The sequence below is a fragment of the Rheinheimera hassiensis genome, from assembly GCF_022436675.1.
Lineage (GTDB): Bacteria > Pseudomonadota > Gammaproteobacteria > Enterobacterales > Alteromonadaceae > Alishewanella > Alishewanella hassiensis.
The window spans coordinates 48,319-70,413 of the sequence record NZ_JAKUJZ010000009.1 but is presented as its reverse complement, the minus strand read 5'-3'; the positions used below and the strand labels follow the sequence as shown (position 1 = coordinate 70,413).

18 protein-coding genes are annotated in these 22,095 nt (G+C 49.4%); 7 read left to right on the top strand and 11 right to left on the bottom strand.

Going from position 1 to position 22,095, the window contains the following annotated elements; all coding sequences use genetic code 11:
• Positions 1 to 11: 11 nt before the first annotated feature.
• The 4 genes from MJX74_RS18370 to MJX74_RS18355 all read left to right on the top strand — a co-directional run bounded on the left by MJX74_RS18370 (position 12) and on the right by MJX74_RS18355 (position 4,299).
• The gene (locus MJX74_RS18370; protein WP_240224466.1) at positions 12 to 989 is read left to right on the top strand and encodes an aspartyl/asparaginyl beta-hydroxylase domain-containing protein; all 978 of its coding nucleotides are present in this window, start codon (positions 12 to 14) and stop codon (positions 987 to 989) included.
• A 211-nt stretch (positions 990 to 1,200) separates the two neighbouring features.
• Positions 1,201 to 2,121, top strand: coding sequence for a DUF6492 family protein (locus MJX74_RS18365; RefSeq protein WP_240224465.1), 921 nt, complete (start codon positions 1,201 to 1,203; stop codon positions 2,119 to 2,121).
• A 224-nt stretch (positions 2,122 to 2,345) separates the two neighbouring features.
• Entirely contained in the window at positions 2,346 to 3,146 is an 801-nt protein-coding gene (locus MJX74_RS18360) for a glycosyltransferase family 32 protein (RefSeq protein WP_240224464.1), read from the top strand.
• Between the two features lie 181 nt (positions 3,147 to 3,327).
• Positions 3,328 to 4,299 carry a GGDEF domain-containing protein gene (locus MJX74_RS18355; protein ID WP_240224463.1) on the top strand — a complete coding sequence of 324 codons (972 nt, stop codon included), beginning with the start codon at positions 3,328 to 3,330 and terminating at the stop codon, positions 4,297 to 4,299.
• 42 nt (positions 4,300 to 4,341) lie between these two features.
• Here MJX74_RS18355 and MJX74_RS18350 read toward each other — a convergent pair whose 3' ends face one another.
• The 3 genes from MJX74_RS18350 to MJX74_RS18340 all read right to left on the bottom strand — a co-directional run bounded on the left by MJX74_RS18350 (position 4,342) and on the right by MJX74_RS18340 (position 6,419).
• Positions 4,342 to 5,346: an SMP-30/gluconolactonase/LRE family protein gene (locus MJX74_RS18350; protein ID WP_240224462.1), complete on the bottom strand. Its 1,005-nt coding sequence runs from the start codon at positions 5,344 to 5,346 to the stop codon at positions 4,342 to 4,344.
• 91 nt (positions 5,347 to 5,437) lie between these two features.
• Positions 5,438 to 6,220: a type I methionyl aminopeptidase gene (map, locus tag MJX74_RS18345; protein WP_240224461.1), complete on the bottom strand. Its 783-nt coding sequence runs from the start codon at positions 6,218 to 6,220 to the stop codon at positions 5,438 to 5,440.
• A complete protein-coding gene (locus MJX74_RS18340; RefSeq protein ID WP_240224460.1) occupies positions 6,201 to 6,419 on the bottom strand; it encodes a ParD-like family protein in 219 nt (72 codons plus the stop codon). Before MJX74_RS18340 ends, map begins: the two co-directional genes overlap by 20 nt.
• Positions 6,420 to 6,599: 180 nt before the next feature.
• Here MJX74_RS18340 and MJX74_RS18335 point away from each other — a divergent pair, with 180 nt between their 5' ends.
• Positions 6,600 to 7,643 (top strand): oxidoreductase, encoded by a 1,044-nt coding sequence (locus tag MJX74_RS18335; RefSeq protein WP_240224459.1) that lies wholly within the window; start codon positions 6,600 to 6,602, stop codon positions 7,641 to 7,643.
• Positions 7,644 to 7,670: 27 nt separating this feature from the next.
• Here MJX74_RS18335 and MJX74_RS22020 read toward each other — a convergent pair whose 3' ends face one another.
• The 5 genes from MJX74_RS22020 to MJX74_RS18305 all read right to left on the bottom strand — a co-directional run bounded on the left by MJX74_RS22020 (position 7,671) and on the right by MJX74_RS18305 (position 18,258).
• Positions 7,671 to 8,966 (bottom strand): methyl-accepting chemotaxis protein, encoded by a 1,296-nt coding sequence (locus MJX74_RS22020; protein ID WP_275692852.1) that lies wholly within the window; start codon positions 8,964 to 8,966, stop codon positions 7,671 to 7,673.
• Between the two features lie 189 nt (positions 8,967 to 9,155).
• Positions 9,156 to 11,186, bottom strand: coding sequence for a metallophosphoesterase (locus MJX74_RS18320; RefSeq protein WP_240224458.1), 2,031 nt, complete (start codon positions 11,184 to 11,186; stop codon positions 9,156 to 9,158).
• 89 nt (positions 11,187 to 11,275) lie between these two features.
• Complete coding sequence (locus MJX74_RS18315; RefSeq protein WP_240224457.1) at positions 11,276 to 14,071, bottom strand: TonB-dependent receptor; 2,796 nt, start codon at positions 14,069 to 14,071, stop codon at positions 11,276 to 11,278.
• Between the two features lie 246 nt (positions 14,072 to 14,317).
• Entirely contained in the window at positions 14,318 to 15,298 is a 981-nt protein-coding gene (locus MJX74_RS18310) for a response regulator (RefSeq protein ID WP_240224456.1), read from the bottom strand.
• Positions 15,298 to 18,258: an MHYT domain-containing protein gene (locus MJX74_RS18305; RefSeq protein ID WP_240224455.1), complete on the bottom strand. Its 2,961-nt coding sequence runs from the start codon at positions 18,256 to 18,258 to the stop codon at positions 15,298 to 15,300. Before MJX74_RS18305 ends, MJX74_RS18310 begins: the two co-directional genes overlap by 1 nt.
• Positions 18,259 to 18,469: 211 nt before the next feature.
• On the opposite strand from MJX74_RS18305, the gene MJX74_RS18300 reads away from it, so the two are divergent.
• Positions 18,470 to 18,976 (top strand): hypothetical protein, encoded by a 507-nt coding sequence (locus MJX74_RS18300; RefSeq protein WP_240224454.1) that lies wholly within the window; start codon positions 18,470 to 18,472, stop codon positions 18,974 to 18,976.
• A 10-nt stretch (positions 18,977 to 18,986) separates the two neighbouring features.
• On the opposite strand, the gene MJX74_RS18295 is transcribed toward MJX74_RS18300, so the two are convergent.
• Positions 18,987 to 20,036, bottom strand: a complete 1,050-nt coding sequence (locus MJX74_RS18295; protein WP_240224453.1) for a methionine synthase — start codon at positions 20,034 to 20,036, stop codon at positions 18,987 to 18,989.
• Between the two features lie 27 nt (positions 20,037 to 20,063).
• On the bottom strand, positions 20,064 to 21,038 hold the full coding sequence (locus MJX74_RS18290; RefSeq protein WP_240224452.1) for a DUF1852 domain-containing protein: 975 nt from the start codon (positions 21,036 to 21,038) through the stop codon (positions 20,064 to 20,066).
• 257 nt (positions 21,039 to 21,295) lie between these two features.
• Here MJX74_RS18290 and MJX74_RS18285 point away from each other — a divergent pair, with 257 nt between their 5' ends.
• The gene (locus MJX74_RS18285) at positions 21,296 to 21,550 is read left to right on the top strand and encodes a type II toxin-antitoxin system ParD family antitoxin (protein WP_205311476.1); all 255 of its coding nucleotides are present in this window, start codon (positions 21,296 to 21,298) and stop codon (positions 21,548 to 21,550) included.
• A 100-nt stretch (positions 21,551 to 21,650) separates the two neighbouring features.
• Here the strand turns inward: MJX74_RS18285 and MJX74_RS18280 are convergent, their stop codons facing one another.
• A complete protein-coding gene (locus MJX74_RS18280; RefSeq protein ID WP_240224451.1) occupies positions 21,651 to 22,046 on the bottom strand; it encodes a VOC family protein in 396 nt (131 codons plus the stop codon).
• Positions 22,047 to 22,095 lie beyond the last annotated feature (49 nt).

Sequence of the window (22,095 nt, the reverse complement as noted above, 5' to 3'; positions counted from 1 at the left end):
GAGCCAATATTATGAGTGTCAGTGTTTTTATCGTCAGCAGCATGGTGCTGTATTCCATTGCCTGTGTAGCTTATGTTTATCGCTGGCGGGGGCAGGCGCGCTATGCTTCATTTAAGCAGTATCTGCGCAAAAGCTGGCCGGTATTTGCGCCACTTAATTGCCTGTTGTATATGGCTACCCAGGCCTGGGCTCGCGAACCAGTGTTAAACGCCGACTACCTGCAAAACATTGCGGTGCTTAGAGATAACTGGCAACTGATCCGTGATGAAGCCCTGGCACTGCAGGCAACCGGGGCTTTTGATGACATTAAAACACCCGGCTCAGCCGGTTATTACGATGTGGGTTTTCGTACTTTCTACAAACGTGGCTGGAGTAAGTTTTACCTGACCTGGTACGGCACTCACCACCGTTCAGCACAAAGGCTGTGCCCCAAAACGGTGGCATTGCTTAGCCAGATACCGCAAGTGCGGGGCGCCATGTTTTCCATCCTGCCAGCCGGTTCTGAACTTAGCCTGCACGCCGACCCCATGGCAAGCTCACTGCGGTATCATCTGGGCCTGAGCACCCCTAATTCAGCCAAATGTTATATCAATGTCGATGGAGAACATTGTATCTGGCTTGATGGCCGGGATTTTGTCTTCGATGAAACTTACCCGCATTATGCACACAACGGCACAGATGCGGCCAGGTTGATCCTGATGTGTGATGTCGAGCGGCCAATGCGCCTCGTGGGGCGTATATTTAATCTGCTGTATCGGTTTATCATCCGAGGCACTGTGGTGCCCAATTCGGCAGAGGATAAACGAGGTATCTTTAGCGCTTTATTTGCCATGATTGCGCCACTGCGGCAAAAAACGCTGCATTTGCGCAGTACTCATCGCCGACTATATAAAACACTGAAGCTCATCCTTAACACCAGCCTCGTTATTTTGTTACTAATAATATTCCTGACTTTTTTCAGTCTGTTTGAACATTTATTGCTGAAATAAGGGGTAAAGCGCCAGAAAGCGCTGCAAACATATGTTGCATTAGGTTAATATTCTGGCTTTGCTGGCTAACATAAAACGTGCTGTTTCAACTGAACTGAAGGCATAAAAACAAGTCTTCTACGTGTTGAAAAAACAATATGTTAACTCAGCGCGATGAATTTAAAGGCTATATGCTTAAATACAGCCATATTGGTGATTGATGAAAACTGCTATGACAATAGGTGCGGTACTGCCGCTTAAAGTAACCGGCAGCTACGGTGTCGACGATTTAAACCGGGCGCATATTTTATTTAGCTCACTGCAACGCTTTGCTGAGCCAGGCTTGTTCAGTGAATTTTATGTGGTGGTACCTGCTGCTGAAGTGGAACAAGTCAGTTCGGCCTTTGCCCGCTGGCAGTCGCTGGGTATTCAGGTGATATCTGAAGACACCCTGGTGCCGGAGCTGGCAAAGTATCCCAAAATGCGCGGCTGGCGTAAGCAGCAAATCGTTAAACTGGCGATAGCGGCAAAAATGCAGGCAAAATTTTATTTAACCTTTGATGCCGATGCTATTTGCCTTAAACCCTTAAGCGCAGAAAAACTGATTATCGATGGCAAAGCCCTGTTGCAATACGAACAACGCGCCCAGCACCCCAAATGGTGGAAGGCGTCTGCCCGTATCTTAAAAATGAATGCCAAGGTTGGCGATCCGCAACTCGGTATGACAGTAACACCGGCTATTTTGGCTACTGATATTGTTAAAAGCCTGATGCAACAACTCACACCAAAAACAACGCAACAAAGCTGGGTAGATTGGTTATGTCAGTTACATTTACCTAAACACCCGAAAAACTGGCTACCGCACCGGTTTTTAATGCTGAAGTGGACTGAATATTCGCTGTACTACCTGTGCGCCCACAAGCTGGGATTACTGGATAAATACCATGTGACCGCAGGTACCGCAGAGCTGCCACAGCGATTGCTGGTGCATGAATCTCACCCCTACGAGCAGTGGGATGTCGCGCGCAGTTTCAGCAATAACTGCCCGGGTTTATTTTGTGTTGTTGGCAGTAAAACCTTTTTACCCCCTGCTGAAGTTTGGCAGAAGGTAAGGCCCTTTATTGCAACACAGCAAAATACCGGGCCTTTATAACGAACCACAACGCCGGACTAATACACCGACAATTGTTCAGCATAACTTAAGCTCAAAACGACAAAATAGCATCATCCCCTGGTGCTATAACGGCGGGCACATCTCAGCGTTAAAACAGCCTTAGTTGTAATTAAGATAACAGCTTAATTACAAAGTCACACAATCTGCCATTAATCGCCGCTTTATATTACCGCCAGTAAATACAATGCGCAGCGGTGTAACTGATGATCCCGAAAATAATTCATTATGTCTGGGTAGGCAATGCGCCCAAACCCGAACTGGTACTCAAATGTATTGCCAGTTGGAAAACATACCTGCCCGACTACCAGATTGTAGAGTGGAATAACGACAGTGTGCATGCGCTGGACAATATCTATATGCAACAGGCTTTTGCGGCCGGTAAATGGGCTTTTGTTTCTGATTATCTGCGACTTTACGCTTTACAGCAGTACGGTGGCTTCTACTTTGATACTGATCTGGAAATTACTGCAGATCTTGATGCATTCCGCCAGCATGATTTTGTTACCGGTTTTGAACAGTTTAAAAAGCGTCTGGCTCCGGTAACGGCATTAATGGGCGCCACTGCCAACAATCCGGTGATCCAGCAACTGCTGCAACCTTATGCCGGCAAGCAATTTATTAAGGCTGACGGCCAGTTTGATTTAACACCCAATACCGGGCTGATCAGTGATATCTTTGCCGCAAAATTTGGCTTAGTTAAGCCCTACGCCGCCAATCATATTAACAAACTGACAGACAACGCCTTTATCTACCCCAGCCATTACTTTTGCACGCCAGAGGCGGGCAAACCCGGTTATGCCATTCATCACTTTAATGGCTCATGGTTTGAAGAATACAGCCGTAAGATACTGTTTAGTATTAAAAAATATAAATTTATCCGCTTAAAACGTAACAAAATACGCTCGGCGTTACTGCCGTTACAAAGCGGTGAAACCAAAATCTGGCAGTTGGGCCTAAATGCCAGATACAGCCTGTTAGTGGTTTATAGCAGCCAAACTCAATAACTTAATCAACACTACGCTGTTACCCGTGGTATCACTGGTGCCACGGGGGGATGTAACGGCCCGCTCACCAACTTGTCACGCTAATAGCTTCACCTGCCGTATCTTTGTTTCGGTTGTTACAACACCTTTGTCCAATGTTGACTAAGCTGATTGCAACTGTAACCGCAAACAGGATTAGAAAATGGCGTTTATCAATGACTTGTTGAACGGCGATTTTATGCCGCATGGCCATTGTTTATTATGGCGCACCGATTTACTGCTGCTGCATGTGGGTGGTGATACGCTGACATTTATCGCTTATATGCTGATCCCGATAGCCTTGATAAGGCTGGTCAGGGCAAGGGTTGATCTGCGCTTTGACTGGATGTTTCTGCTATTTGCCGGTTTTATTTTTTTCTGCGGCGCCACCCATATTCTCGGCATTATCAATGTCTGGCATGGCTATTACTATATTCACGGCATTATAAAGTCGATGACCGGCATTATCTCCATTCTGACGGCCATATCACTCTGGTACTTGCTGCCGCAGGCGATAAGCTTGCCCGGCAAACGAGATATGGAGGCTAAAATTGTAGAGCTGATGCGGGCTGAACATGAGCTGGCCGCATCAAACCAGCGGCTGGAAGCTGAGGTAAAAAAACGTACTGCACAGCTGGAAAAAATGGCCACCACTGATGAACTGACAGAGCTGTTAAACCGCCGCGAAATTATGCGCCTGCTTGAGCTGGAGATTGCCCGCGCGGATCGCCAGGGTACCGCGCTGAGCATTATGATGCTGGATTTGGACCACTTTAAGGCGGTAAATGACAATTATGGCCATCAGGCCGGCGATCGCGCATTAAAAAATGCCGCAGAAAACTTTAAACAACAACTAAGGAAGACCGACTTTATTGGCCGCATTGGCGGCGAAGAGTTTCTGGTTCTTTTACCCGACACTGATATCAGTAGTGCTTACGGGCTTGGCAACCGCATTCGTCAGGCTTTGCAACGGCAAACCACCGATAACTCTGCAATACCAAGCTGCACCACCAGCATAGGGGTAACACAATATAGCGCTGGTGACGATCTGCACAGTTTAGTTCAGCGCGCCGATGAAACCCTGTATCAGGCAAAATCCAATGGCCGCAACTGTGTGTCTCAGTCACCCGCCTAACGCCGCCACAGCCATAGTTGCATACTGCAGAATGAAGCGGAATTATAGTTTGCCCGGCTGCAGCTTAATCCGCAGTAAATAACTGCTGGCGGTGATATACAGCCAGCTGTTATCACGGCTTAACGCCACATTAGCTGCGGCTACGCCGGTTTGTATTGTGCCCAGGTGTTCACCTTGTGGCGATAACAGCCAAACACCACCCGGCCCGGTGGCCAGCAATACGCCTGACGGCAGCACTTTTAAGCCATCGGGTAAACCGCTGGCAGTTTTAGTTGCGACTGTCGCATCAAAAAACAACTCACCTTTAGCCAAACTGCCGTCGGCGTTAACAGCATAACGCCACCACTGCGCTGCCGCTGGGTCAGAATTGGCAACATACAACCATTGCTCGTCCGGTGAAAACGCCAGGCCATTGGGTCTGGTTAAATTGTCAGCTAATAACGTGATCTTGCCATCCGGTGCCAGCCGGTATACGCCATTTACGCTTTGCTGTTTTTGTGCTGAATCATCACCGCCTTTTAAGCCATAAGGCGGGTCAGTAAAGTAGTAAGCACCACTGCTATGCTGCACCAGATCATTAGGGCTGTTGAGCAGTTTGCCCTGATAATGGCTTACCAATGTCTGATAACGCGGTAATTTACCGGAGGCGTCCTGCAACACCGCCAGGCGCCGGTCACCGTGCTGTGCCAGCACCAGCTTATTGTCGGCGTTAAACATCAGGCCATTAGAGCCTTCCTGCAGATTATTCTGCGGGTACAGGCCACTATAGCCAGATGGCTGCAGATATACTGTTAAACCGCTTGCTTCACTCCAGCGGTGCACTTTATTCTCCGGTACGTCTGAGAACAAAATATCGCCGGTATCAGGCTCGGCTACCGGCCCTTCTGCCCAGCGAAAGCCTTCGGCCAGTTGCTCAAGCTTTGCCTCTGCAGCTACCACTTTTTGCATATCAGGCTTAAGCACTAATACCGGCTGTTCAGGCCAGGGAGAGTTGGCAGCTAACGCCGGAATAGCCAGTAAACACAGAATAACAGCTGAAAAACGCATAGAAAGTCCGTCAGATCAGGAAAAGTGCTTACAGGCTAGCATTAGTACCCGTTTGAAGAAATGCTCAATTTTGCTGTTTTGCTTATGTTTATTAACACAACAGGGTTTGTTCTTCCGGTCGCAGCGTTAACACCTCTACCCCGTTTTCGGTTACCGCAATGGTATGCTCCCACTGTGCCGACAACTTTTTATCGCGGGTTACTACTGTCCAGCCATCTTTTTTGGTTTTAACTTTAGCACTGCCCTGGTTCAGCATCGGCTCTATGGTAAACACCATACCGGGCTTTAACAGCATACCAGTGCCGGCGGCACCATAATGCAGTACCTGTGGCTCTTCGTGCATTTCACGGCCAATGCCATGGCCGCAATATTCGCGCACCACGCTATAACCTTTGCTGCGGGCAAATTGTTCAATAGCAAAGCCGATATCGCCTAAACGGGCGCCGGGTTTTACCGCCTTAATGCCAAGCCATAGCGCGCTGTAGCAGTCGTCTATTAACTGACGCGCCAGAAAGCTCAGCTCGCCAATGCCATACATTTTGCTGGAGTCAGCAATAAAGCCATGTTTTTCCAGCGTAATGTCCACATTAACGATATCACCGTCTTTCAGCACCTGCGTAGCTGATGGCACGCCATGACACACCACATCGTTAACCGACGTATTCAGTACATAAGCAAAACCATACTGGCCTTTGCTGGCCGGGCGCGCTTGTAGTTCATCAACAATATAGCGCTCTGCCAAATCATTGATCTGCAAGGTCGACATACCCGCCACAATGCTTTGGTCCAACATAGCAAATACCTGAGTCAGTAAACGGCCGGCTTCACGCTGCAGCGCCAGCTCGGCGGCAGTTTTAAGCTGAACGGCGCTCATCTGCACCTCCTGCCAGTTTAAACTCTGCCTGTTGCAGCAGCATCTGCACCAACTGCTGATAATTATGTGTTGGGTGCAGCTCGGCCAGCATGCCCATTTTCAACCAAAATTCAGCCTGTGCATTGATAGAGCGCGACATAGCGCCGCTGGCTTTACGAATTTCTTCATGCAGTTCATCTGCAATTTTAACGATACCCAAGGTGATACTCCGCTACTAAGCCTGAATATACGAAGTATATATAAAACATATACACCGGTAAAGTTAGGCTTGTGATTTTGGTTGTACCAATTTTCAGTTGCGCTTTTGATTTAAGTTGCACTGCGGCGGTTATTTTCGCAAAGTAAGTGCCTTAGTTTATAAGTGTCGGAGCAAATGCTAATGGCTGCAGAACTGCGTACCCTGCTGGTAGGTTACGGTTATGCCGGTAAAACCTTTCACGCGCCGCTACTGCGCTCAACTACAGGCCTTCAGCTGACGCATGTCGCGTCATCGCAGGCGGCACAGGTTAAGCAACAGCTGGGCGCCGATATTACGGTACTGGCCGATTACACGGCCGCCGTGCAACTGGCAGATATTGATCTGGTGGTTATTGCCAGCCCGAACGATAGCCATGCACCTTTAGCCGAACTGGCACTTCGCGCCGGTAAGCATGTAGTGGTAGATAAGCCCTTTGCGCTTACCCTTAAAGAAGCCAAGGCTTTAACAGCGCTGGCTACAGAGCAAAAACTATTGTTATCGGTATTTCATAACCGCCGCTTTGATGCCGACTTTCTCAGCCTGCAGCACCTGCTAAACAGCGGGCAGTTGGGCCAGGTGGCGCATTTAGAATCACGCTTTGACCGTTTCCGGCCACAGGTACGCCAGCGCTGGCGTGAACAAGCCGGGCCAGGCGCCGGCTTATGGTTTGATTTAGGCCCGCACCTGTTGGACCAAAGCCTGGTGTTATTTGGTCTGCCACACAGCATTACTGCCAGCTTAAAAACCCTACGGCCAGATGCCACAGCCACCGACTGGTTTTCGGTGCTGCTGGATTACGGCCACTTTAGCGTAACCCTTGGCGCCTCTATGCTGGCCGCCGCGCCATCGGCGCGCTTTACGCTGCAGGCTCAACAGGGTAACTGGCAAAAGTTTGGTCTGGATATTCAGGAAGAGCAGCTAAAGCAAGGCTTAACACCCGCAGATACCGGCTGGGGCATCGAAACGCAACCCGGCTTGCTGTATCAGGCAGATCACGTCACCCCCTACAGCACAGCAGTAGGCTGTTATCAGCATTATTACGCAGCCATTGTTGCTGCCATAAACGGCCAGGGCCCAAACCCGGTAACTCCACAACAAGCCTGTAACGTAATGTGGCTGCTTGAGCTGGCTGAGCAATCAGCAACGCTGGAGCAAACACTAGCGGTAACAGCTGATGCAGGCTAATAAGCAAAACGACATCGTTGAAGCTGGTTACTGAATAGCGGATACCGATTCCACTACCCGCTGTGCACCACGTTCGATATCGTCAATTATCGCCGACAGCTGCTTGATTTTATCGCCGTTTTGCTTACTTAAACCATCGATAGAATTAATGGCTTGCTGTACATTTTGCGTAACGTCAAGGTTTCTGCTGACAACACTGGAGATATCACTGGTGGCCTGGCTGGTTCTGGATGCCAGTTGCCTTACTTCGTCGGCTACCACGGCAAAACCGCGGCCTGCTTCGCCGGCTCTGGCGGCTTCAATAGCTGCATTTAATGCCAAAAGGTTAGTTTGCTCTGCCACGCTGCGGATAATGCTTACCATATTGGCAATTTCTTTTGCCTGTTCGTTCAGGCTTTGGATCACGCTGTCGGTTTGCAGCACAGTGGCAGAAATTTCTGTTGCCAGCGCGCTAGACGAGGCAATATGCAATTTACCCTGCTCTGCCACATTAAAAGTTTCTGTCGCGGTTTCATGGGCTATGCGGGCAGCTTCGCGGGTGCGCATGGCCTGCATTACCCGGTTGGTGATCAACGTAGAAAACTTAATAACTTTGTGCACCTTGCCCTGTGCATCCAATACCGGGTTGTAGGTTGCCTCCAGCCATACTTCATTACCGCGGGCGTCAACCCGCTTAAACTTACCGGAGCTGACTTTACCCTGCGCCAGCTTACTCCAGAAGTCGGGGTTTTCACGGTAGAAACTGTCGTCACAAAACATACGGTGATGTTTATGCTGAATTTGTTCCAGCGTATAACCCATAGTCTGCAGAAAATTTTTATTAGCATTAACAATGTGACCATCTGGCATAAATTCAATCACCGCCATGGCCTGATCTATCGAGGCATAGATCGCTTTTTGCTCGTCAGCTTCCTGTGTTTGCCGGGTAACATCGTAAGCTATTTTCATTACCGAGCGCACTTTGCCATTGTCGTCACGCACCGGGAAATAGGTGGCCTCCAGCCATATTTTTTTACCACCGTTGGTTTTACGCAAAAAGGTACCGTGTTTAGCCTCGCCACGGCCTAAAGACTGCCAAAATGCTCTGTACTCGCCACTGTTGGCATAAGCGCTTTCACAGAACATCGAATGATGCTGTCCTTTGATCTGCTCAAGCGAATACCCAACGACACTAAGAAACAGCGGGTTGGCATCCTGAATAACGCCGTCGGCGCTAAATTCGACCAGAGCAACACTATTGCGTACTGCAGCGATTACTGCGGTTTTATATGCCAAATCCGTTTGTGCAGACAACAACTGAGCTTTTAACTGTTTATTAAACATGATGTTCCCGATTTAAGCAGCGTGCTCTAATACAAACCACCGAATGTTGGTCGAAATACAAACAACATGATTTCAGCGCGCCGTGAGCTACCAATACGACTCTATGTTTGCTTTTGATCAGGGGGCAGGTAAAAATAAAAAAGCTCATACCAGCCAGAATGGCTGAACAGGTTTAAAAACTAAGCTTAATTACTGATTAAGTTCAGTAATTAAGCCGTTGGTTAAATCCAGCATAAAGCGCATATCGTTTTCACCATGGCTAAAAGCTTGTAACAGCTGAAACACGCCGCCAAACTGCCGGGCAAAGCTATCGTGGCCGGTTTCGGCTTTCGCCGCCAGTAAACGTGTAAGCAGTTGGTACTGTGCCAGTCGCTGCGGGCTGATATCCTGCAACGCCAGACTGCCGGCATTGCGCAGGCGGTAAAAATCCAGCGCTAAATCAAAGCCACTCCAGTTGGCAAAATCCTCAGTATCAAAGCCGCTCTCAGCTATCAGAGCGTCAGCTGCTGTTGCCGCTTGCTGCCAGTTTGGGCTTTGCTGCAAGGTTGGTAGCTCTGCCAATAATTGTGCTAAAGGCTGTGGGCTTTGCAGTTGTGATAACACCAGCATTTGCCGGCCATTTAATGCCAGCAAACTATCGCGCAGCGGCGCTGGCCAGTCTTGTGGTAAAAAGCGTTGCCGGGTTAATTCACTAAGGTGCCAGTTGGTAAATTCGCGGTAGTTGTTTGCCGTTAAAATCGCCTTGTTCCACAACGGCGCGCCCTGCTCTGTCAGCGTGCTGTGCTCTTGCTGGTAATGCTCAAATAGCTCGTTATAACGCGGTATATCATTCAACACCACCGTTTGTACTTCAACTTTTTGCTGTGGTTTTATGCTCACCAGCTTATACGCCGGTACATAAGCGGCCAGCGACGGTGCCTGCACATTTACCAGCACCTTACCATCTGCACTTCGGCTAACACCCGTGTCATTGATATGCATATGGCCGCCGATATGCAGTTTTAAGCCGGTAGCAGCCAGTAACTGGCTAACCTTGTCAGCGGGGCGGCGCGCCAGCTGAAAACTGTCGGCGCCAAACTGTGCGGCTATCGCATCCGACTGGCCATTGTAAAACTCGGTCATCGGGTAATGACTAAAAGCGATTAAGGTTTTACCGGTTTGCTCAGCGCGCTCCACTACTTGTGTTATCCAGTCGGTTACCTGGGTTTTATGGCTGAACATACGGTTGTAACCGGCATTACCGGCCCCGGCATAACCGTTGCCACCGGCCTGCGGCAAATAAACGTTGGCATCTATCGCCAGCAACCATAAACCGGCCACCGGCTCTACCAGATAACTGCTGTCAGGCACCATACTGCACTGGCTATAACCGGGTTGTTTATAACGCCCGCCGGTGCCTTGCAGGCATATTTCATATTGCCGCTGCGTGTAGCTAGCTTGTTCTTTGGCGAGGTTAGCGCTGTAGTTATGTGCAGTATAATCGCTGTACGGCGTTTCCCAATAGATATACCCCGGCTGCGGGTAAAAACCAAACGGGGCCAGCTGCGCCATAATCTCTTGATAGCCCAGCTCTTTTACTTCTTCGCTGCAAATGGTGCTGAGTTTGCTGTGGCTTTGTACCGCTGGTAATTTACCGCTGCATGCATCACTGCCGGGGCTGTAGATGGGTTGCTCGTAACCATTAACGCCTAAATAATCGCTTTTACCGGCCGGGCGGGTAAAGGGCCGTACCGGATCATGGTTACCGGGCGCGGCAAAAAACTGCATGCCGTAAGTGTCGCTGTAATGCTGCAAAATAGCCGCCAGGCCACGGATATGTAGCGGCTGGCCGTCATCGCTAAAATCGCCCGGCAACGCTATCAGCTTAACACCGCGCGCGGCGGCATCGTCCAGTGCGGCCAGCAAGGCAAAGTAGTTTTCGTTAAATAACCGGGTAGATTTAAGCTGTGCCGCCATGCTGCGGATAGTGGCATTTTTACCGCTTTGGCTGTTAGGTAAACCGGCAAAGGCGCCATCGCTGAAACTGGCGTAAATATCGTGAAAATGAATATCCGGCATAAAAGCGATTTGCAGCTCTTGGCCGGTGGCTAACTCAATAGATGTGACTGATGTTGATACTGATGTTAAAGCGGGTATTGAGGCTGGCGGCGACGAACAGGCGCTGATAGCCAGTACAATGCTTGCGGCCAGAGAAAAACCGGAGAAATGCTTAAACTGCATACTTTTGCCAACTGCTACTAAAACATAAAAACAGTGTACCGCCAACGCTGTAACATGCAAAGTTACAGCGCTGCGGTGCTTTTAGGCGGTTAGAAATCCGCGCGGATGCCTAAACTGATTCGGCGGCCGGAGAACTCATTCATCACCGGGAACAATGGGCTTAATGTATAGCCGGTCGCTTCTTCGTCGGTAATGTTAATTCCTTTTAAGCTCAGCTTGATATTGTCGGTAAGGTTATAACCAATAGCGATATCGACCTGGCCATAAGCATCACGGTATACCGGGTACATATTCAGGTGGATATATTCTACGTACTTGTCTTTGTAGTTATAAGAAATGCGGGTATCGAAGCGGTCATTCTCATAATACAGCGTAAAGTTGTAGGTTGTATCGGCCAGACCTTCCGGCGGGGTGGGAATATCCAAATCAGACGCGCCGGTTAAAGAGTTATCCAGCATGGTGTAGTTGCTGTTAATACCAAAACCTTCCAGTGCCGGATGCAGCGCGCTTAGCGGCAGTTGGGCAATCAGCTCCAGCCCGGTTACTTTATACGAGCCTTGTGCATTTACCGGCTGGAATACTTCAAAATCATAGTAACCATCTAAAGTACCGTTAGCATTCAGTTTTTCTACATCTTCTACCACACCGGTCAGGGCTTCACGTACTACACCGTCAATTTCTTTCCAGAAGTAAGACGCCGCCAGAATACCACCGTTTTCCAGATACCATTCCACACCGGCTTCCCACTGCTTGGCTGTAGTCGGTTTAAGATCCGGGTTGCCGTCTTTAAAGCGGAATTCACTCCAGCTAACCGAGCGCTTATAAGCAATATCACCCAGTGCCGGGCGCATCAGCGTTTCTGACGCTGCAGCACGTAATAAAACGCCGTCGGCCAGCTCCATGGTCATATTCAGGCTGGGTAGCACGTCGTTGTAGCTGCCATCTTTCGAAATAGGCGTATCGGTATAACCGTTAGAGCCATCGTCGTTTTGCACCTGGTGGTAACCAAAAGACAATACCGAGGTATCTACTGCCCGCACACCGGCGTTCAGTGTTACCGGCATACCAGCCAGATCAAAGTCCAGGTTTGCCATGGCATACAGGCTAAGCACTTCTTCATCTACGCGGTAGTAATCGCCTTCGTTAAACGGCGTGCTAAAACCGGCATAGCGAAAGGTGTTGCGGGCGTAATCGTTCGCTACCTGCATCCAGTTCAGATCTTTAGCTTTGTAAGCACCGCCTGGCACTATATCCGTTACCCATTGCAGCTCGCTGTCGGCCAGAGTGCGGGTATTTACCCAGGACGAGTCCCCGTTAGCCGGGCCCTGAATTTTAGCGCCGCCAAACTGGCGCTCTTTTGATTTATCGGTGTAACGCACACCAAACTGCACACTGCTCAGCGCTGGCATAAACGACAGCTCAAGCGACTTTTTAAAATCTAGCTGGGCGGCATATTTATCGTCAGTAACACTTTCCAGCTCGGTTTCGTATGCCTCAAACAGGTAGCTTTGCGGCGAGTTATACATATCAATACTGGCCGGGTTATCGCTAACTATCGTTTCACCGCCCGCCGCTGTCCAGCGCGTACGTGAAGGCGCATAGGCCACGTGTTTCAGGTTGGCGTAATCACGTGCTTTTTCTGCACCGGAAAAACCTAACAGGCCGTTGATATCCCAGCCGTTGGTTTGCCAGTCCAGCGCCAGGCTGTACTGCGAGTAATCGGTTTCGTTAATACGCTGTTTGCTTAAAAACTCATGCTGCGTAGCCGTGTAAGACACATCGGTCAGCACCACTATGCCGTATTGGGCCAGCGTGGTGTCGTCGTAATCGTGAATTGTTTCCAGCGTGCTGCGGCTGGATGCCGAATAAGCCGCGGCGTCATACTCATCTTCTGTTACATCGTAGCCGCCTTTCATCGCATCAAAGGTCAGGCTGAAATCATTGCCTGGCTTATACTGCAGCGATGCGGTAGCGCCCCATTTATCCTGATCATTCAGGTACAACCGGTCGCCTACTTTATCCTGAAAAATAATCCGGCTGGTTTCGTTTTTATCTTTGCGGTCGCTCACCACTATACCGGCATCACGCTCCAGCACGGCAGCAGCTTGATCAGAGCGCGTGCCTGTCGCTTCTAAAAAGCGCCCCATAGGCCGAAAGTTAATGCCCGAGTTAGCGTCGGTTCTGTTAGTACGGCTAGCTTTAGAAAACGATACCAAAGCGCCCCAGTCACCAAAGGTATCACTGGCTAAAAAGGAAAACTTAGGATCAATTTCCTCTGAAATAGAGTTATGCGCGCCTTCTGCTGACACGATCAGTTTGCGCTCAGTGTAATCAAACGGCCGCGCGGTAGAGATCATTACCGAACCGGCAATACCGCCCTCTTCATCAGCGGCTGTCGGTGATTTTTGCACGGTAACGCTTTGAATAATTTCCGAGGCGAAAATATCAAATTCCACATCGCGGCCACCACTGCCTGATGCTGTCGCCAGGTTGTTTATCGACACATGGGTAAATTCACTTGGCAGGCTGCGCACGTTAATTTTACTGCCCAGGCCTTTATTGCGCTCTATGGTAACGCCAGGCATACGCTGCAGGGCTTCAGCCAGGTTTTGTTCAGGAAAATCCGCTACATCGGTAGCAACGATAGAATCAGAAAAACCAATATTGGTTTTTTTCAGATCGACCGCTTTTTCCAGGCTGCGGCTATAACTGCCGGTAACCGAAATAACCTCAACAGCTTGCTCTGCGCTGTTATCTGCAGTTTGCGCCAGCACTGGCGTTGCAGTGGCAATTAGCGCAGCACCGATTAAAATCTGCTGTACTGCACGGCTTAATGGTTTTTGTTGTAATTTGCTGATGTCGTTGTGTTTAAAAGAGGACTGCATGTGTGTACCCACTGCTAATAGCTATCGCTGACCCGGTCGCTATAACAGCAACCCGGCCTGGCGCGCACGGTTATTATCGGATTTGCTAATAAGTGCTCCTGAGCCACAGCAACTCAGGTAAAAACCGTGGCACTGCATCCTGCCATCAGGAACGCCGCTACACTACAGCAGCTATATGATGGTTTTCTTACAGTAAAATTAATGATTTACGACAGCGAAGTGCTCCGGCAATCAGCAAGCAGCTGGTTATTCGGCCCAACGTTGGCGGATAGCCAGAATGTCAGGCAGGTGTTGCTCCAGCAAATCTACCAGCCGGGGCTCAAAATGCAGGCCTTTTTGCGCCCGCATATACTGCAGTGTTTCTTCAATACCCCAGGCTTGTTTATACGGCCGCGCACTGGTTAGCGCATCAAATACATCTGACACTGCCACAATACGGGCTTCAAGCGGAATAGCCTCACCCGCCAGGCCATGTGGATAACCGCTGCCATCCCATTTTTCGTGATGATACAGCGCTACCACTTTTGCCATGCGCAGCAGATCAGAATCACATTCGCCGATAATTTCTGCGCCTATCAGCGGGTGTTGCTGCATCTGCTGATACTCTTCTGCAGTAAGCTTACCGGGCTTAAGTAAAATACTGTCCGCAATGCCTATTTTGCCAATATCATGCATTGGCGCGGCGTGCAGTAAGTCTTCTGCCTGATGCGCAGATAAACCATATGCCAGTGCCAGAAACTGGGCGTAATGGCTCATACGCATTACATGTAAACCGGTTTCGTTATCTTTATATTCTGCCGCCCGGCCCAGGCGCTGAATAACCTGCAGCCGGGTTTGTTTCAGCTCGTCGGCGCGTACCAGCGACAAATGGGTTTTAACCCTGGCCCTCACTACAGCAGGTGATACCGGCTTGGTAATGTAATCAACCGCCCCAACCGCAAAGCCTTTGGTTTCGTCTATCTCATCTTTTAACGCAGTAACAAAAATAACCGGCAGCCGCTGGGTCGCCGGGCTGGCTTTTAAGCGGGCACACACATCGTAGCCGGTCATCCCCGGCATCATAACATCCAGCAAAATCAGATCCGGCTGCTGCTGTTGCACTAACTGCAGCGCCTCTTCACCACTTTTGGCAAACAGCAGGCGATAGTCGTCCTGCAATATAGTGCGCAGCACCCGCAAGTTGGTTGGCTCATCATCTACCAGTAGCAACATTTGCTTGTCGGCCATCAGTGTTGTCCTGTGTTGATATGCTGTTGCAGTTGCTCCAGTACCGCTAAAGCATGGGCAAAGTCAAAATCATTTACTGCATCCAGCAGCGATAAGATCAGCGCCTCGTGCGTTCCGCTGTATATTTCCAGCTGTTTTAGTACATTGTCGTCCAGCTCGTGGCGCTGCAGAGCAAGGTGCAGGGGAGTAAGCAACGCTGCCAGTGCGTTGTCATCAAACTGCTGCAGAGTTTTCGCCACACCGTTACCGGCCTGCTGTTGCAACTGCTGACATGCCGCCTGGTATTGCGGCCAGTTTTGCATAACCTGTTGTAAAGTTTTGCCTGCCCGCTCATGCTGTTGCTGCCGGGCGGCCTGTTCTAACTCACCACACAACTTACTCAATTGTTCTAATGCCAGGTTGCCACTTACGCCTTTAATGGCGTGTGCCGCTTTTTGCAACTCATCAAGTTGCCCGGCCTGCAGATACCCGGCCGCTTTTACCAGTACCGGCTGTTGCTGGTGCAAAAATTGCTCAAGCTGCGGCTGATAATGAGCTACCGAGCCCCACAATTGTAGCGCTTTTGTCATATTCAGCACTTGCAGTGGCGCAGGCTCTGCCGCTGCGATAGCAGCCGTTGTGCCGGCACTCAGCTGCAGCACCCGCGCTATTTCATTACTTAGCGCGGCAAAATCAACCGGCTTGCTGGCAAAGCCCTGCATACCGGCCTCTTTGGCGGCGACCTTGTCTTCATCCAGTACACTGGCGGTTAAGGCAATAACCGGCAGCGGCTTAAGCTGCTGTGCCTCTTCCCATTGGCGGATCTGGCGGCAAGCTTCCAGGCCATCCATTACCGGCATCTGAATATCCATCAGTACCACATCAAAATGCTGCTGTTGCACTGCGCCTACGGCTTGTTCACCGTCAGCCACCGCAACCACCGTATGCCCGGCACGCTCCAGCATCAGCTGCAATAGTTCCAGATTTTGCGCTATGTCATCGGTTATCAGCACAGATAACGGCGGTAGCGCCAGCGCCTGGTCAGTATTGTGTGGCACCAGGGCCGCACCCGGTTGCAGCGGCACAGTAAAGCTAAAACAGCTACCTACGCCTTCGGTGCTTTGTACGCTAATCTGGCCGCCCATTAGCTCGACTAACTGTTTACTGATCGTGGTGCCAAGCCCGGTACCACCGAAGCGGCGACTCATTGACGCATCGGCCTGGGTAAAAGCATCAAAAATGTACGGCAAACGCTGCGGTGAAATACCAATACCGGTATCAACAATGCTGAATGTCAGTTCTGCTGTTGCAGTTAGCTGTACTTTTACCCTGACACTGCCTTGCTCAGTAAATTTAATCGCATTACCCAGCAGATTAGTCAGCACCTGTCGCAACCGGTCTGGCGCACCGTAGTAAAACTCGCCTGCCGCAGGGTCCAGCTCCAGCGTAAGTTGCAGCTGTTTTTTGCGGGCCTGCAGCCATAAGGTAGACACCACGGTATCCAGCAAGGCCGGTAAGGAGAAATCTTTATACTCAAGTTCCAGCTTGCCTTTTTCCAGTTTGGCGCTGTCAAGAATATCGTTTAGCAGGTGTAGCAAAGAGCGCGCAGCACTGTGAATAGTTTGCAGGTGCTTATGTTGCTGTGGGGGTAAATCTGCCGACAACATTAAATCGCTAAAACCAATGATGGCGTTCATTGGCGTGCGGATTTCATGGCTCATATTAGCCAAAAATGCCGTACGGGACTCAGCCGCCTGCTCTGCTGTGTCTTTGGCCAATACCAGCTCTTGCTCCATCTGTTTACGCGCGCTGATATCCATTAAAAAGCCGTCTAACCAGATAATATCACCATTGTCTGATTTTATTGCTTCACCGTGTTCTAAAATCCAGCGCCAGCTGCCATCCTGATGGCGGATGCGGTATTCCAGCGTAAAGCCCCCCTGATACAAGTCCAACTGGGTGGTGGTAGCTTTATCGGCCGGGTGTACTAAATCAGACCAGCTGCGCCGTGGCAACGGCAACATAAAATCGCTGGCCGGATAACCTGACAGCAACTCAACGGCATCGCTGACAAACAACATGTCCCAGTTTTCATTATGCAAACAACGGTAAGCCGCACCGGGAATATTGTTAATTAATGAGCGGAATTTGGCTTCATTTTCTTTGGCCAGAGATTCTTTGGCATTTACCTGCTGGTTTAGCTCGCGGTATTTAAACAGCAAATTCACTGTCACCACCAGGCCGGTGATTATCAGCGTTATAAAAGCGACCGCCAGCGCCAGCTGCCAGGAAATATCGTTGTTATCGCTCATAGCCGTAAAGCCTGGCGGCGGTACAAAACGGGCCGCAGCCATACCGGTATAATGCATACCGCTGATCGCCGCGCCCATCACCATGCTGCTTAACAACGTAAGCCAGTGCGGCGCCAGATTAAAGCGCCGTAAGCCAAAGCGAACCCACAGCGCAATAATGGCCAGCACTACCGCCACCAGAATAGACAACAAAAACATCGGCAAGTCGTAGCGCAGCGCAACCGACATTTGCATGGCTGCCATGCCCATATAATGCATGGTACCAATACCGGCCCCCACCAGTACGCCGCCACTCAGCAGTTGTAAGCTACGCAGCTGTTTTTTACTGATCAGATCAAGCGCTACCCACGACGCCGCAATACTGGGGATCATAGACAATAAGGTTAAACCGGGCTGATAACTGACACCGGTACACAAGGCAAACGCCAGCATACCGATAAAATGCATCGACCAAACACCGCCACCCAGCGCAATACTGCCGCTGCCCAGCATCAGCAGGCGCAGGCTTTTTTTCTTAACACTGATAGCCTGGGCGGTAATATGAATGGCAATGGCAGAAGAAAATACCGCAATCAGAAAAGACAGCAGCACCAGGCTGGGGTCATAACTGCCGGCAAGCAGCAAAGGGTCGGCCGGATGCTCAAACCACTGACGTAACCATTCCAACATCGTTGTCCTTTACTGCCTATGCTTTGAACAAATGTTAACAGATTACTGCTCGCCAAAGCTATATTCGTGCGCTGATATGGCAGCATCCTCTGTTAAACAACGGCCAAAATCGTTTATAACACGGTTGGTACAGCGCTAAGCTTAGCAACTGGCACAGTTTCTGCTTTATTTCGGTACAGGTAAAAACTCTACCGATTGCGGAGCACAGCAAATGACAGTGTCAGGCCTTAGTATTAATAACTACCAGTTGCAGTATCAGCTGCTAAAACCAGAAACAGAAAATGCCGACAACAATGCACAACGGCAAGAAATTGCCGGTATTGCCACAACCGCAGCAACAAAACCGGCAACACCACAAGCACAGCAGCAGGATGAAACCAGCAAGCAGCAAGAGGCTTTTTTAACTCAGCTAATGGATCAAATGCTAGCTAACCGCATCGGCCTGGATAAACAAAAGTACGATGAATTAAAAGCGAAAATAGAAGAAGCTCAGGCCGAAAAAGAAGCCCTGCAACAGCAACCGCAAAGCCCGGAGCGCGACGGTAAAATAGCCGTACTGGACGCCAAACTGGAAGCATTCGGCAAAGCGCTTGAAGGCTTACTTCAGCAAGCCAACCGCAATCGCGAAGCTAAAGAACGTGAAAAGCACACAGTAGATGCCGTACAGCAATATCAGCTAACGGCAGCAACCGACAAAAAGCCAACGCTGTTTTTGTAACAGCCGTTAGTTACCTGGCCAGCAATTCATTGCGCACAATTTGCGCCCCTGCTGCTAAGGCATTTAGCTTGCCGGTAGCAACGTCACGGGATAACGGCGCCATACCACAGTTAGTGCAAGGGTAAAGCTTGTCGGCATCGACATATTGCAGCGCTTTTCTCAACGTTGCCGCTACTTGCTCTGGTGTTTCTATGCTATCGGTTGCCACATCAATGGCGCCTACCATCACTTTTTTACCGCGGATAAGCTCAAGTAGCTCAAGCGGCACATGCGAGTTATGACACTCCAGCGATATAATATCGATATTGGATTGTTGCAATTTGGGGAATACCGCTTCGTATTGGCGCCACTCAGAGCCCAAGGTTTTTTTCCAATCGGTATTGGCTTTAATGCCATAGCCATAGCAAATATGTACTGCGGTTTCGCATTTAAGCCCTTCGATGGCGCGCTCTAAACACTTAATGCCCCACTCATTGACCTCGTCAAAAAACACGTTAAAAGCCGGCTCATCAAACTGGATAATATCAACACCTGCGGCTTCTAAGTCTTTTGCTTCCTGGTTCAGTATTTTGGCAAATTCCCAGGCCAGTTTCTCGCGGCTTTTATAATGGTCATCATAAAGCGTGTCGATCATCGTCATCGGGCCCGGCAAGGCCCACTTTATCGGCTGCGTGGTTTGCGCGCGTAAAAACTTAGCGTCTTCAACAAATACCGGCTTTGGCCGCGACACCGGGCCTACCACTGTTGGCACACTGGCATCATAGCGGTTACGAATTCTGACCGTTTTACGCTGGTTAAAATCCACGCCGCTTAAGTGCTCTATAAAGGTGGTGACAAAGTGCTGCCGCGTTTGCTCGCCATCGCTGACAATATCAATGCCGGCCAGATGCTGCTGTTGCAATGACAGCCGCAGTGCATCCTGTTTGCCATCAGCCAGTTCGTCACCCTGTAATTTCCACGGTGACCAAAGTGTTTCCGGCTCTGCCAGCCAGGATGGTTTAGGTAAACTGCCGGCAGTTGATGTCGGTAATAGTACTTTTTGTAATAAATGCTTGTTCATAATAAATTCTGTTATCCGGATGATTAATTAAGCGTAGTTAGCCGACCATTGTTCCAGCGTTGCCCGGTGCGGTTTAATAAAGTGCTCTTCAGCAAACCTGCCCTGCGCTATAGCTAACTTGCTGCGCTCTTCGCGGTCATACACAATTTGCGTAATGGAATGATCCTGATTTTTTAAATCCGGTTTATAGCTTTTGCCTGCTACCGCATTGGCGTTATAAATCTCCGGCCGGTAAATCTTTTGAAAGGTTTCCATAGTGCTGATGGTGCTAATCAGCTCAAGGTTGGTGTAATCGTTAAGTAAGTCACCAACAAAATGAAAAGCCAAGGGCGCCACACTGTTTGCCGGCATAAAATAACGCACCTGCAAGCCCATCTTTTTAAAATACTGCTCGGTTAACGACGATTCGTTTGCCAGGTATTCCACCCCCAATACCGGGTGCTGGTTTTCCGTGCGCTGATAGGTTTTACTATCCGATACACTCAGACAGATAACCGGCGGCTTGTTAAAATGCTGCTTGTAAGCATTTGAGTTAACAAAATATTTGAACAGCTTGCCATGCAGCTCGCCAAAATTCTGTGGGATGCTAAATTGCGCTTGCTGCTTATTATGCTCCAGCAGCAATACGCTAAAATCATAGTCGCGCACATAAGAGGAAAAGTTATTGCCCACTATGCCTTCAATGCGCTCGTTGGTTTTATGGTCAACAATATTAGTTTTTAGTACTTCAATCGACGGGAAGCCGGCGCCATTGCCGTCAATATCCACATCAACCGAAATAATATCCAGCTCGACAGAGTAACGATCGCTTTTGGGGTTGTCCCATTGCGCCAGCGCATTAAAACGGTTGTTAATCATCGTTAAAGCGTTACGCAAATTCTGCTGGCGGCACCCACCTCTTGCCAGGTTAGCGAAGTTGGTGGTGATACGGGTACTGTCCGCCGGCTGATAATGTTCATCGAACCGGATACGTTTAATGGTAAAACTGAAATCTTTGTTCATGCTCTGCTATCCCCTGTGCTAACCGCCGATAAAAGCATCTAGACGTCTAGACTTAAAGCCATGTGCAATTTATACACCCAGGGCTGCATGAATAAAAATGATATTATTTCATTAACCCATGAATAAAAGTCATAGTTAAGGCGTATCGAACGCTTATTAATTGCCAATTAAAGTGTTTTGCTGTTCGCCGCACGTTGATAAGCGCATGTTATGCGCATAATATGCCTGTAATGCGCAGTTAGCTTTAGGAGTGGACTATGAACATTACTTTGGGTCATGAATTTGAAAAACGCATCAATGAAAAGATCTCATCTGGTTTATACACCTCTGCAAGTGAAGTGATTCGGGATGGCTTGCGGTTACTGTTTGAAAAGGATTTAGCAAAGCAACAACAGCTGGAGATATTGCGACAGGAGGTTGCACGGGGCTTTGAACAATTGTCAGCAGGGACTCATTCTGCCAAAAACGCTCTGGATATTTTCGATGATGTGAGTCGGGGAATAGATGGCTGATTATAAGCTATCTCTGCTTGCTGAAGCCGATATTAAGGAAATATCGGTAACAGCGGTTAATCGCAGCGAGTTCAAGGTTGTAGCCATAGCCGCTACTAACTTATGTCATCGAATGCAAGCCGATTAAATTGCCCTCACAGTCGCGCACCACGGCGCAAAAACCATGTGCGCCAATAGACATTTTCGGCTGCTGTATACTGCCGCCATTGGCTTTCGCACGTTCAGCCTGCACTGCACAATCCTCGCAGCCAAAATACACCAAGGTGCCACCGCCGCCAGGAGTAAAACCATCCATCTTCACCAGGCTACCGCCGGCGCCGTAATAACTCATACCGTTTTCCTTATCCATCGGGAAGAACCACATTTCCATCTCAACCTCCGGCGTGGGCGATGGCATAGGTTCCAGCTTAATATCAAACAGCGCCTGATAAAACGCTTTGGCGCGGTCCATGTTTTCTACGTAAATTTCAAAATGCACTACCGGGTTAAATTTCATCGTGTTGCTCCTAAAATTGACAATACCCCGCCACAGCCAGTTGATGCTG

What these genes read in the sequence shown, in the direction of transcription:
- MJX74_RS18280 (WP_240224451.1), bottom strand. Translation starts at nt 22,046, where the DNA reads ATGAAATTTAACCCGGTAGTGCATTTTGAAATTTACGTAGAAAACATG.
- MJX74_RS18335 (WP_240224459.1), top strand. Translation starts at nt 6,600, where the DNA reads ATGGCTGCAGAACTGCGTACCCTGCTGGTAGGTTACGGTTATGCCGGT.
- MJX74_RS18370 (WP_240224466.1), top strand. Translation starts at nt 12, where the DNA reads ATGAGTGTCAGTGTTTTTATCGTCAGCAGCATGGTGCTGTATTCCATT.
- MJX74_RS18305 (WP_240224455.1), bottom strand. Translation starts at nt 18,258, where the DNA reads ATGTTGGAATGGTTACGTCAGTGGTTTGAGCATCCGGCCGACCCTTTG.
- map (WP_240224461.1), bottom strand. Translation starts at nt 6,220, where the DNA reads ATGAGCGCCGTTCAGCTTAAAACTGCCGCCGAGCTGGCGCTGCAGCGT.
- MJX74_RS18320 (WP_240224458.1), bottom strand. Translation starts at nt 11,186, where the DNA reads ATGCAGTTTAAGCATTTCTCCGGTTTTTCTCTGGCCGCAAGCATTGTA.
- MJX74_RS18285 (WP_205311476.1), top strand. Translation starts at nt 21,296, where the DNA reads ATGAACATTACTTTGGGTCATGAATTTGAAAAACGCATCAATGAAAAG.
- MJX74_RS22020 (WP_275692852.1), bottom strand. Translation starts at nt 8,966, where the DNA reads ATGTTTAATAAACAGTTAAAAGCTCAGTTGTTGTCTGCACAAACGGAT.
- MJX74_RS18360 (WP_240224464.1), top strand. Translation starts at nt 2,346, where the DNA reads ATGATCCCGAAAATAATTCATTATGTCTGGGTAGGCAATGCGCCCAAA.
- MJX74_RS18290 (WP_240224452.1), bottom strand. Translation starts at nt 21,038, where the DNA reads ATGAACAAAGATTTCAGTTTTACCATTAAACGTATCCGGTTCGATGAA.
- MJX74_RS18355 (WP_240224463.1), top strand. Translation starts at nt 3,328, where the DNA reads ATGGCGTTTATCAATGACTTGTTGAACGGCGATTTTATGCCGCATGGC.
- MJX74_RS18315 (WP_240224457.1), bottom strand. Translation starts at nt 14,071, where the DNA reads ATGCAGTCCTCTTTTAAACACAACGACATCAGCAAATTACAACAAAAA.
- MJX74_RS18350 (WP_240224462.1), bottom strand. Translation starts at nt 5,346, where the DNA reads ATGCGTTTTTCAGCTGTTATTCTGTGTTTACTGGCTATTCCGGCGTTA.
- MJX74_RS18300 (WP_240224454.1), top strand. Translation starts at nt 18,470, where the DNA reads ATGACAGTGTCAGGCCTTAGTATTAATAACTACCAGTTGCAGTATCAG.
- MJX74_RS18365 (WP_240224465.1), top strand. Translation starts at nt 1,201, where the DNA reads ATGACAATAGGTGCGGTACTGCCGCTTAAAGTAACCGGCAGCTACGGT.
- MJX74_RS18310 (WP_240224456.1), bottom strand. Translation starts at nt 15,298, where the DNA reads ATGGCCGACAAGCAAATGTTGCTACTGGTAGATGATGAGCCAACCAAC.
- MJX74_RS18295 (WP_240224453.1), bottom strand. Translation starts at nt 20,036, where the DNA reads ATGAACAAGCATTTATTACAAAAAGTACTATTACCGACATCAACTGCC.